Origin of the sequence: Bacteriovorax sp. Seq25_V, from assembly GCF_000447795.1 — a bacterium.
Lineage (GTDB): Bacteria > Bdellovibrionota > Bacteriovoracia > Bacteriovoracales > Bacteriovoracaceae > Halobacteriovorax_A.
In genome coordinates, this window is the sequence record NZ_AUNI01000017.1 from 161,911 (window position 1) to 173,685 (window position 11,775).

9 protein-coding genes are annotated in these 11,775 nt (G+C 35.7%); 5 read left to right on the top strand and 4 right to left on the bottom strand.

Features of this window, described 5'->3' with window-relative positions:
* Positions 1-103: 103 nt before the first annotated feature.
* The 5 genes from M900_RS11265 to M900_RS11285 all read left to right on the top strand — a co-directional run bounded on the left by M900_RS11265 (position 104) and on the right by M900_RS11285 (position 8,679).
* Positions 104-2,134 carry a (Fe-S)-binding protein gene (locus M900_RS11265; protein ID WP_021274926.1) on the top strand — a complete coding sequence of 677 codons (2,031 nt, stop codon included), beginning with the start codon at positions 104-106 and terminating at the stop codon, positions 2,132-2,134.
* Entirely contained in the window at positions 2,127-4,028 is a 1,902-nt protein-coding gene (locus M900_RS11270; protein ID WP_021275033.1) for a hypothetical protein, read from the top strand. The genes M900_RS11265 and M900_RS11270 overlap by 8 nt, the downstream gene beginning before the upstream one ends.
* Positions 4,015-5,067 (top strand): hypothetical protein, encoded by a 1,053-nt coding sequence (locus tag M900_RS11275; RefSeq protein WP_021274861.1) that lies wholly within the window; start codon positions 4,015-4,017, stop codon positions 5,065-5,067. Before M900_RS11270 ends, M900_RS11275 begins: the two co-directional genes overlap by 14 nt.
* Complete coding sequence (locus tag M900_RS11280; RefSeq protein WP_021274985.1) at positions 5,064-5,942, top strand: hypothetical protein; 879 nt, start codon at positions 5,064-5,066, stop codon at positions 5,940-5,942. Before M900_RS11275 ends, M900_RS11280 begins: the two co-directional genes overlap by 4 nt.
* Positions 5,943-6,024: 82 nt before the next feature.
* Positions 6,025-8,679 (top strand): valine--tRNA ligase, encoded by a 2,655-nt coding sequence (locus M900_RS11285; RefSeq protein ID WP_021275013.1) that lies wholly within the window; start codon positions 6,025-6,027, stop codon positions 8,677-8,679.
* Positions 8,680-8,984: 305 nt separating this feature from the next.
* Here M900_RS11285 and M900_RS11290 read toward each other — a convergent pair whose 3' ends face one another.
* Genes M900_RS11290 through M900_RS11305 form a run of 4 tightly spaced genes read right to left on the bottom strand, consistent with a single transcriptional unit; the run spans position 8,985 to position 11,636 of the window.
* Positions 8,985-9,524 carry a GNAT family N-acetyltransferase gene (locus M900_RS11290; protein WP_021274928.1) on the bottom strand — a complete coding sequence of 180 codons (540 nt, stop codon included), beginning with the start codon at positions 9,522-9,524 and terminating at the stop codon, positions 8,985-8,987.
* A 54-nt stretch (positions 9,525-9,578) separates the two neighbouring features.
* A complete protein-coding gene (locus M900_RS11295; protein WP_021274972.1) occupies positions 9,579-10,535 on the bottom strand; it encodes a hypothetical protein in 957 nt (318 codons plus the stop codon).
* On the bottom strand, positions 10,528-11,235 hold the full coding sequence (locus M900_RS11300) for an EI24 domain-containing protein (protein ID WP_021274937.1): 708 nt from the start codon (positions 11,233-11,235) through the stop codon (positions 10,528-10,530). The genes M900_RS11295 and M900_RS11300 overlap by 8 nt, the downstream gene beginning before the upstream one ends.
* 8 nt (positions 11,236-11,243) lie before the next feature.
* Positions 11,244-11,636, bottom strand: coding sequence for a DUF309 domain-containing protein (locus M900_RS11305; RefSeq protein WP_021275022.1), 393 nt, complete (start codon positions 11,634-11,636; stop codon positions 11,244-11,246).
* Positions 11,637-11,775: the final 139 nt, after the last annotated feature.

Below are 11,775 nucleotides of genomic sequence, written 5' to 3' on the forward strand. Positions count from 1 at the left end.
AAATATGTAAGATATAAGGAAAAATATATTTAAATCTACGTTATATCTTATAGAATAATAAAGATAAGACAAATAAACAAATTCATACATGTGAGGGCAAATCATGAGTGGAGAAATCGCGAACCTTGCGACGCGTGAGATCTTTTGGAATATTCCATCAGAATTCAAAGTTGCAATGTACCTATTATTTTTTACGTCTCTGTTTTTTCTATGCAAGGGGCTAAACAAGAAAATTTTATTCATCACAAATGGTGAAGGAATTAAAGGACTAAAAAAAGTTCTTCCAGAAAAATTAAACTGGTCTGCTTTTTTTAAGACTCTTTTCTTAACAGGAAAGGTTCCAAGATTTAAGAACGTGGCAATTTTCCACGGATTAATTTTTTGGGGGTTCTTTATTCTTTGGATCGCAACTGATCTTGTTGCTGTTCATGCCGACACTCCTTTTAAAATATACAAAGGAAATGTGTATATCGTTATATCTTTCCTCGCAGATATTGCAGGTCTAATGGTCCTGACAGGTCTAGCACTTGCTTACAAGAGAAGATATATCGACAAGCCTGCTTACTTAGAAGCAACAAATCCAAAACAAGAGCTTTTCATGTACGCGATGCTTGCGGGTCTAGTTATCATTGGTTACCTTATTGAAGGTGTAAGAATCATGGGAACAGGAATGCCAGTTGGTGAAGCGACATGGTCACCTGTCGGATGGTTTCTAGCGACAATTTTTTCTAAAATTTCTTTAAGTGATCAAGTCTGGGGAAATACTTACAGAACACTTTGGTTCTTACACATGGCCCACACAATGGCTTTTGTTGCATCAATTGGTTACTCAAAATTTTCACACATTTTCTTCCTACCATTTGCGGCTCTCGTTACTCCAGTTAGAAGAGGTGCAGTAGTTAATCCAATCGATTTTGAAAATCTTCCAGAAGATGTTGAAACATTTGGTCTAGGTAAACTTTCAGAACTAACAATGAAGAACAAACTTGATCTTTCAACATGTGTTGAATGTGGTCGTTGTACTCAAGTTTGTCCAGCTAATGGAGCAGGAAAAATTCTTGATCCAAAGAAAATTATTACAAAAGCAAGAGACTTTGCTTATGAGACAGCGGCCAAAGGCGAAGCAGATGCTGATCTTTGGGAAAATCCACTATACGCTTCAAACGAGCTTGATGCATGTACGACATGTGGAGCTTGTATGGAAGAATGTCCTGCAAATATCGAGCACGTAAATATCATTATGGAAGCCAAGAGATATAAAGTTCTAACTCTTGGAGACATTCCAGCGGACGCTGCAACTGCAGTAAACAAAATCAAGGTTAACGGAAATCCATGGGGTATCACTCAAGATGATAGATTCAAGTGGGCCGATGGACTTGATGTTCCAGTAATTGAAGCAGGTAAAAAAGTTGATTACCTTTACTACGTAGGTTGTGCAGGATCTTATGATGCTTCTAACCAGCAAGTTGTTAAAGATACAATCAAACTTCTAAAGAAAGCAGGCGTAAGCTTTGCTGTTATGGGAAAAACTGAGAAGTGTAACGGTGACCCGATTAGAAGATTTGGTGACGAGTACTCATTCTATGAAGTTGCCATCGAAAATATTGCGAATATGAGACAATATGACTTTGGAAAAGTTGTTACTCACTGTCCACACTGTTTACATACAATTGGTAAAGAGTATGGAAAGTTTGAAGATGGAGCTTTTGAAACAGTTCACCACACTGAACTTCTAGCTGATCTTCTAAGGAGTGGACAACTAAAACCAGAAAGAAAAGTAGAAGAAAACCTTACTTTCCACGATCCATGTTACTTAGGACGTCACCATGGTGAGTACAATGCTCCAAGAGAAATCCTTGAAGCTTCAGGTGTTCAGATCAAGGAAATGGAGAAATCTAAGGATTCGGCCCTGTGCTGCGGTATGGGTGGGGGAAACATGTGGTACGAACTTCCAGAGGGAGACCACCTTGTTGAAAATAGACTCGCTCATGTTGGAGAAAAGAAGGTTGAAAAGTTGGCGACAGCTTGTTCTTTCTGTATGATTAACTTTAAAGGTGGAGTTAGTGATAAAACAGGAACAGAGAACCTTGAAATTGAAGACGTTGCATCGATTCTTGCTAAAACTATTGATTAGTTTTTATATTTCTGGCCAGGCGAATTTCGCTTGGTCAGAATCTTTCTTTTCTAATAATTCCATTCTCCTCTCTTTTGAAAATCTCGTAAAAAACACTATTTTAAAAACAAAGAAATTAACATCTGAGGAAAACTCTTCTTCAATATTAAATAATGCTAATGAAATTTCTTCAATTGAGTTAACACCTGCACAAATAGAAAACCTCATCATTCTTGCACCAGAAAGTTACTCTGAATTATTTATGTCTAATTCATGTTCTCTCTATGTCTTTTTAAAAGAAGGTGTTCAGTTTCTAAATGATATTGATCTCAAAGCACTAGAAGTAAATATTAAGTATGCAAATGGTAAGAAAGAACAAAAGAAGATTTCGAGGGAGCTTTTCTCAACACTCTACTTTAAACATAAGTGCTCAAAGCAAAATGACTACTTCTCGCTAACGAGTACAGAGAGACTCAAGAAGACACTTGAGAGAGAAAAGATTGAACTTCCATACGATGATGAAAGTTGTAAAGCAGCGCTTGAGAACTGGAAAACCAAGTTAATCACCCCTCACCTATGCGCTAAGATCTGGAAAGTAAATGATTCAAAATCCAAAAGAGCAATTTTAAAGAGCCAATCAAATATAGAGATTGCTCAAAGAGCAGCCCTTAATGAAGCGATCAGAACAGGGGATGCCATCGAAGAAAGCTTTAATGATGTAGAATATACTTTTCTCAATAAGTTCTGTGGTAAGATGCATTCAAAGAGCCTCTTTTGCTCAAATTATGGAACAAATGAGATTTGGAAACTGGTCGAGAATTTCCAAGCTCCAGAATATAAGCTCTCTTGGAAGTGCAAGGTACTTACAGGTAAAGACAAGCTAACGAGACCTGAGCTTCTTAGCTGCATGAGTAAACTTAGAAATACTCCAACAATCTGTGAAACAAATGGTTCTTTCCCAGGAGAAGTACTTCTTCCGATGCCTAATTGTGCACAGATTTCAGAAGCGCTTGTTTTAAGTAAACTTAAAACTGATTATCATGATTGTCCTACAACAATCTCCAACACTGGTATTGTGACGGCATATAGAATCATGAAACATTTTGGAAAGATTACAAAAGAAGTAGAAATTAATGATTGTGTATTTCCATCATATGCAAGTATCTTCGATATTTTTAAAGAATCTAAAGAGGAATCTAAATGGCCTCTTAGTCTTTGCTATATTGATCCCGTAACAAAGAAAGAAGTATGTGAACTCTATGTTCCAGGAAACCATCCCTCTTACAGCCTGTCTCAAAATAATGTTATTACGAGTATTCTATACAAATCAAGACTAAGCCCAACGAGAACAAAATGCTCTGTTGTTAGCAGTGATGAATATAAACCTTCAAGACTCAAATTTAGATCTGGCTGCTGGATTATTCCAAGCGAAGAGTCTTGTACCTCTGAAAAGTGCACGATGAGAATCATCTTCGATGGCAAAGAAGCGCTAAATATTTACACAAGAGGAGAACTAAATTTTCCTTTTGAAAAGCTAAAGTACAATACGACGATGCGCTCATTGCTACAAATGATTGAAGAAACAAAACAGATTCAAATACAAGAAATACAATCCCTCACTAGTGCTAAATTTTTCCTGACTAAAAAGAAGGAAGGTATAATTGCAGGTCAAGGCTGTGCTCAGGATCTTTATCCGCAATTCTTCATATCTGAATACCCTAATCAGTGTACTCCTCTGCCTTTTATTGTAGATGGAGTAAAAGAACTAGATGGGAAAACTTATTTCGTGACAAGAACTGGTCTTGATGATGTTCATTCTCCAAGAATCGTTCCTTGGACAAATATACTGAGTGCAGTGGCAAGACACTCAAAATTACACCCATTAAAGTTATGGAGTTTCTATGGTCTTAACTAGATTTTCACTCTCCATACTTTTATCAATGAGTATTCAAGCGAAGTCTTTACTTCTCGAATATACAGCAAAGCAAAATATTTTTAATATCAAATACTCTGCGAAAAAAAATGATACAACATTCTACCTTAAGGGAAGTGACACGCTCGCTTTGTCGACAAATTATAAGGCATTCGAAATTCTAAAGAACAAAGACATAAGTGAGTTTGGAGTAATTAAAAATAGTAAGTCTTCAACTTACCTCATTTACTCTTTCCCAAATCAATTTGAGAAACTAACTCCTCTTGCATCTGGGACAATTTATTATTTTAACTCAGAAACGAAAAAACTGCTTTCTCTTGGTTCAGGCATTCAGCCTAAATTTAGTGCAGATGGAAACTTCATTAGCTACTTTCATCCAGAATCTAATCGAATTATTTTTAGAAAAATACTAAACATAGATAATCAACTCGAGATAAAACTAAATTCTAAAATTGTGAATTTTAGACCACAGGTTGAAATCATTGACGAAAATAATATTTATTATACAGATAGAAGTAATGAGAACTTTGAGGGACTAATAAAACTCGATTTCCCTTCACAAAAACGTGTTGTTCTCACTAAAGCTGAATCTATTCAAACAAAATATGAGATATGCCGCAATGACAACGGTATTAATGTTCTAGAGACAAACTATGACAAGAAAGGCTACACATTCATTTATAACTTAGCCTTAAACGAGATGGACATTGCAAAAAGGAATTTTCTTTTTGATTCAAAGTCTGGCTCTGCAACTCAATTAACTTGTACAAATAATGAATTGTTTTTTATCAAGTACTTTGGAGATAACTCTGAATACTCAGAATTATTCATGTTCGACCTGGCCCAGAAAAAAGCATATATAATTTCCGACCTAGATTTCGTGACAAATTATTTTAAATTTGAAGATAATATCTATATTCCATTTAGAAGAAGTATTTATGCTACTCAAGACAAAGAAAAAAACTGGTTAATTTCAAAAGAGTTCAAAGAGACTTTAACAGATGAGGTCAGTACTAAATGAAGTATCTAATTTCACTCCTCTTCTTTTTAAATGTTAATGCGATTGATGTGAAGATCACAAAACTTCCTAAATTGACGAGTAATCTTCTCAAAGAAATTTGCTTTGAAAATCAATTAGCCGATAGAGATATCGACAGCTATAACTTGATCTTCTCTCAATACACTAGTGATCTGACGTTTCTTGATAATCTTTTATTAAAAAGTATTTTAATAAAATCATCAGACCTAAAAAAATCATATAAAATGATCGACCAAAAACTTTTTGACCTTGCAAGAGACAGAATCAACCAGATACCAAGCTCAAAAATATTTACCAAGACAATATACCAATCTTTTCTAAATGATTTGGGTGAACTTCTAACGGATCCTGAATATAGAAACTTTGTTCTTCTATACAAGCAAAATCAGAGGATAAATACTAATAGTCTTAAAACTTTCGAAAATAAAATCAGGATGCTAACTCCATGGCTAAGGTTAATTCTCGAGTCCACTCCTGAAGAGTTTACAAAATCAATCAATGAAATAAATTTATCTCTTCTTGAAAGAATCAAGAAGGCTTCGGGATTTATTACACGAACAAGCGAGATTAAAAACCTCACAAAAGAAAAGTTCATTGAGAAAATCGATCAAGGGCTAGAGAAAGCGAAAGAAGAAATCGCTGGCCTTGCTTTTGAAGTCGCTCCAGCACCGAATCCGAACTATGTTCCACCAAAGGAATTACCACAAGGTGTTGACGACTGGATTCCTGTAGATGATTCAATTATTGAAGATGGGCTTCCACTTACTAAGGACCGATTATTCCCTGAGCCAGACCCCGACTACGTTCCTCCAAAAGTACTGCCAAAACCTGTTGATAAATGGGGTGATCAAGACTAGAACGCACACCGTCAAAGCTAGTCGATCCTATCTATTTGTGTTATAAAATTATATCAATTTTAGACAAAAATAGAGGAACGAAATGAATCACGAACTGGCGAAAACTTACGAACCAAAAGATGTAGAACAAAAGTGGTATCAAGTTTGGGAAAAAGGTAATTACTTTGCCCCACGAAAAGGTAAAAAAGCTGAGAGCTTCTGCATTATCGTCCCTCCTCCAAACGTCACAGGAAAACTGCATGCTGGTCATGCTCTCGATATTACAACACAAGATGCTCTAATTCGTTTCAAAAGAATGAAGGGTTTTCAAACTCTTTTTCAACCAGGTCTCGATCACGCAGGTATTGCAACTCAATCAAAAGTTGAACAACTTGTTTGGGACGAAAGTAAAAAGACAAGACATGATTTTACTCGTGAAGAATTTCTAGAAAAGATCTGGGCGTGGAAGAACGAATACGGTGATTTTATCATCAACCAACAAAAGGCCATGGGAGCATCAGCAGACTGGTCAAGACTTATGTTTACAATGGACCCAGAAGCGAATGAAGCCGTTAGAAAAGCATTCGTTACAATGTACAATGAAAAACTGATTTATCAATCAGACTATATCATCAATTGGGATCCTGTTTTACAATCAGCAATCTCAGATGCTGAAGTTGATCACAAAGAAGTTCAAGGAGCCTTTTATCATATCCACTATAAAGTAAAGGGAGAAGACACTCTTCTTGAAGTTGCAACGACAAGACCTGAGACTCTACTTGGAGATACTGCCGTCGCTGTTAATCCAAATGATGAAAGATTCTCACACCTAATTGGTAAAACTGCGATCGTTCCAATTTGTAATCGTGAAGTGCCAATCATTGGCGACGAGCACGTTGATATGGAAAAAGGAACTGGTTGCCTTAAAGTTACACCTGGTCACGACTTCAATGACTTTGAAATTGGAAAGAGACATAATCTTCCAATCATCAATATTTTAAACAAAGATGGAACTCTTAACGAAACAGCTCTTGAGTTCCAAGGTCTTACTTGCAAGAAAGCCAGAAAGCTTGTGGTTGAAAAACTGGAAGAGCTAGGACAGTTTGTAAAAGAAGAGAAACATGTACATCAAGTTGGGCATGGAGAAAGATCTGGTGCTGTTATTGAGCCACTTGTTTCAAAACAGTGGTTTGTTGATGTCAAAGATATGGCGAAAGAAGCCGTTGATGCTGTTGAAACTGACAAGACTGTTTTCTACCCTAAAGGATGGGAGAACACATACTTCTCTTGGATGAGAGAACCAAAGAACTGGTGTATTTCAAGACAACTTTGGTGGGGACATAGAATCCCAGTATTCACTTGTACAACATGTCAGCATGAATGGGCAGATGAAGAACTCGCGCCAGCAGCATGTCCAAAATGTTCTGCAACAACTCTAGAACAAGATCCAGATGTACTGGATACATGGTTCTCGTCTGGTTTATGGCCAATGTCGACACTTGGATGGCCAAATAAAGAAAGAATGATCGAAAGACAATTTAAGGACTTCTATCCAAACTCAGTTCTTGTAACTGGTTTTGATATCATCTTCTTCTGGGTAGCAAGAATGATGATGATGGGACTTAAATTTGAAAATCAAATTCCATTCGATAAAGTTTATATTCACGCCATTGTAAGAGATAAGCTTGGAAGAAAAATGAGTAAATCTCTTAATAACGGAATTGATCCAATTGATATGATCGAGCAGTATGGTGCTGATGCTTTTAGATTCACTCTAGCAGCTGGCTCTGGTTACAACAGAAATATCAATCTCGATCCAGAAAGAATTGGTGGCTATAGAAACTTCATCAATAAAATTTGGAATGCTTATAGATTTATTCAACCACACCTTGAGGCCGGTTCGAATGAGCTTCCAACAAACCTTGACTCTGAAGAGAAATGGATCCTATCTGAGCTTAACGACACTGCTAAGATCATGAATGAATCGATTGAAGAGTTTAGATTTGATGACTCTTGCCAGGCTATTTACTCTTTTGTTTATGACAGCTTCTGCTCTTGGTTTATTGAGCTTTCAAAAAATATTCTAAGTGGTAATGATCAAGCGGCAAGAGCAAAGAGAGTAACGGTACTTAAATACTGTTTTAAGAAAATTGTAGCTCTTCTCCACCCAGTAACTCCGTACATCACAGAGGAGCTATGGACGCACTTAAAAGATGAAAGCGAAGACTTACTGATCATCCAAGAATACCCAGAGTTTGATACTGCCCTTCACTTCCCTCTTGAACAAGAGCGTATGAATAAGCTTATTGAAATTGTTTCAAATACAAGATTCTTAAGGCAATCTGTTAACATCAAGCCAAAGGAAGAGATTTCACTAAACCTATTTACTGACGATCAAGATGTTGTCGCATTTATTAATGAGTCAATGACTGGTGTTAAAGAGCTTACAAGATCTAAAGAAGTAATCATTAAGCCAAGATCAGCTGATAAGCCTGGTAAAGCTATTGTTAAAGCAACTGCGCATACTGAAATCTTTATACCACTTGAAGGTGTTATTGATCTTTCAGAGCAGGTTTCAAGACTTGAGAAAGAACTTTCTAAAGTTGAGAAAGAGTACGACAAAGTTGCTAAAAAACTTAATAACGAAAAGTTCATGGCAAATGCTCCTCAGGAAGTTAGAAATGAAGTTCAAGGCAAGGCCTCAGAGTTTGAAGCCCAAATGAACTCAATCAAAGAAAATATTCAAATGTTCAAATAATTTTTTTAAAGCTATCAGTTTACAAAATGTAGACTGGTAGCTTCTTTCAAATCTTATCCACAAACTTTCCTAAAAATTACGAATACTTGTAAGTAATTGTCAGTTTTAATCGCAAGAAAATATCTATAGTATTTAAGTACAACATTTTTTTGAATTGAGGACGGATTCTCTCTTAAAATCAAGGATGATTTATGTATCATTTACACGGAAGTGAATGGTTATGTATGGCGTATGCCCTAAAACCTTCGCGTCTATGGGCATACGTCATATAAACCTCTCGACAAAATTTCAAATAAAATTATTTTTTACAACTCAAAGCAGATAAGATCTTCTTGTAACGTGCGGTCTCCGACTTCTATCATTTGAGACTTGATAAATTCACCACCTTGCCTAAGGTAGAAATCACGAAATGGATTAGCTGCTAAAACACAGACATAAAAAGCTTTAATTCCATGTTTTTTAAACTCACTTTTAACAGCATCAAGAAGTGCTTTACCGATACCTTGCCCATGATATTTTTTTAACAGATATAAGGCATAGACTTCGCCCTCAATCCCGTGCTCATGTTCTCTTGCTATACCGTAATCGCAAAAGCCAATAACATCACCATCACTACCTGTAATCACGAAGGTACCGGACTTCTTCTCTTTGCGCGGGATAAAGCGGGCCCACATTTGTGCACGATCGGAGTATTTCAATGAATAAAGATAACTTTCTGAAACGATATTTTTATAGGTTTCCCACCAGCTATCAACGTGAACCCTGGCAAGACTAATGATATCCTCGAAGGTAGCTTGTCGAATTTTAGAGGTATCAATGGATGGTGGTATTTGGTCAGACCTCATACTATAAGGTTATCAATATTCCTTATTTGAGACAAGAGGGTAAATATCAGTTATCTACGAAGGTTCAAGTCTTAGAGAATAGAAGTTTATAATATAATCATAGACTTCAGATATAACTCGCAGATTTTTAACCTCATCAATTCCATATTGTACTAAATCAATACCTTCATATTTAAGAATCATCAATGAGCTATCCACGTAACCACAAGGAGAAAGATTAAAACCCATTTCCTTAACCAGTAGGGCTCGACATCCTTTGAGATGAGCTAGTTGTGTAAAGAGTAGATTTGAAGAGATAAAAAGATCGAAAGTCTCTAGTTTTGAGATAATTTCATCTTCATGCGACTGAAAAAACAAGCCCATTGCTTTCAATTTTTTAATAATTTCTCGATCATCTTCTTCTAAAGCTTCTTCTAAATGAGCTGGAACATAGAAGTATTTCTCAACTTCATCAAAGGTTGAAACCAAAGCTTCAATTCTCTCCAGGTAAAGTTCCTCATTAAAACGAGTTAAGTCCACACAGATTTTTTGATATTCTTTCTTTGTATCTGCTATCATCTTGATTGGTTTTGAATTTTTTAATTCTTCAACAAACTTTAGCACTGATAATTTCTTCTCGTCAGGAAATAGTCCTGAAAATGACTCCATTGAATGAGTATAGAAGTAGCTTTTAGGTCCGCCTGCAAGACCAATACGCTTCTTTGCTTTAAATGCCAGTCCAATAAAGGCTGAATGAAAGTCATTCACGTAGTCAATAAAATAATCAACATTGAAGACGTCATGAAGATTAGCTGCAAAATGATGTACTCCAAAAACGCTCTTCTCTTTCTCTTCAGGAATATTAAAAATATTGATCCTTTCCTTAAACCAGAAAGAATTATAAACACTCTTTTCATCGAGAATTAAATTTACTCGATTATCATTTTGAATTGTCACAATAGTCTCTAAAAGTGGTAATATCGCAACCATCTCTTCTTCTGTACCATGTAGTCTAATCAAAAAATTAAGCATTCTTCTGATCCAATTCACAGTATATCACTGTGAAGAACACCACCGCAAAAGGCAGAAAAAATAAGTTTAAAACGGGTATCGAAATCAAAAACATAAATAAGATTCCTCCAAGAAGGTAGGATAAAAATCCATGTCTCATATTTTGAAAACAAAGTCCAAATTCCAAATTATTTCTACTCCAAGAGTAGTCGATAAATGATATTGCGAGAATAAGGGCCCCTAGTAAGAAACTCACTGGAGGAAAGATAAAACCAATAATGATGTTGATAACTGATAAAAATATTACAAATGCAACTTTCTTTGCTTCGTTTTTAAAAACTTTTGGAAGCCCCTTCCAAAAGCCTTCTGAGTCCTTTGTTTCAATTGATGGTCGATAGATTTTCTCTACTCTTGAGCTAATTAAATCATTAAATGGAGCTGCAATAACGGATACGAAAATAAAGAATGTCCAATTTACTAAAACTGCGAACATTATAGAAATTAATGAAAAAAGCAATGTACTGACCCAACCCTCAACTTGGAACTTTTCAGCAAGATACTGCTCTCCTAATTTGAAAAGGTCTCCAAAAATATAACTTCCTAAGAAGTAATAACAAATAAACCCAATAACAACTGGGATAACACTAATCATGATAATTTTCTTATCCGATTTCATAATGTCTAAGGACTTAAAAAATAAATATGGAACTTTTAAAAACATATCTCCTCTCAAATTATAAATTTAAATCTTTCTAGTTTCGTAAAGTCTTCAAAATTTGGCTTATCAGGAATAGCTTTAACAATCTCTTTTAGCTTGCCCCACTGTAATTTATCTTCCAAGACTTTTGACTCGACGTAATTATTCTCTATAAAATCAATCTTTCTCTTCGCTTTATTTATCATACCGCTGGCACCTGCCATATTGCGATCTTCGAGATGATAAAGTGATGTCGCAATTTGAATAACAACCCAAAAAACATATCGAGCGTTATCCCCAATATGATCCATCCACAAATCTTCGACCTCTTCATGGCATAACCAGTAATCACCACTATTAAAAAGCTTCAGTCCTGGTATCAGTAAGTCATAATGCTCTTGCGTAAATCGGCCAAATTCTTCCATTGCTCTCACTTATATTTACTATTTTACAGGAACACCTACTTTTCGGTGTTCCTGATATAAATCTTAATGCTTTAACCTTAATATTTTCAGAGACTTAAGTCCACTAAATGACGCATCTTTGAATGACTAAACCACTTGA

Bases quoted from the DNA above. Each gene is read 5' to 3' on its own strand.
- M900_RS11305 (WP_021275022.1), bottom strand. From the start codon at position 11,636: ATGGAAGAATTTGGCCGATTTACGCAAGAGCATTATGACTTACTGATA.
- M900_RS11295 (WP_021274972.1), bottom strand. From the start codon at position 10,535: ATGCTTAATTTTTTGATTAGACTACATGGTACAGAAGAAGAGATGGTT.
- M900_RS11275 (WP_021274861.1), top strand. From the start codon at position 4,015: ATGGTCTTAACTAGATTTTCACTCTCCATACTTTTATCAATGAGTATT.
- M900_RS11265 (WP_021274926.1), top strand. From the start codon at position 104: ATGAGTGGAGAAATCGCGAACCTTGCGACGCGTGAGATCTTTTGGAAT.
- M900_RS11290 (WP_021274928.1), bottom strand. From the start codon at position 9,524: ATGAGGTCTGACCAAATACCACCATCCATTGATACCTCTAAAATTCGA.
- M900_RS11285 (WP_021275013.1), top strand. From the start codon at position 6,025: ATGAATCACGAACTGGCGAAAACTTACGAACCAAAAGATGTAGAACAA.
- M900_RS11280 (WP_021274985.1), top strand. From the start codon at position 5,064: ATGAAGTATCTAATTTCACTCCTCTTCTTTTTAAATGTTAATGCGATT.
- M900_RS11300 (WP_021274937.1), bottom strand. From the start codon at position 11,235: ATGTTTTTAAAAGTTCCATATTTATTTTTTAAGTCCTTAGACATTATG.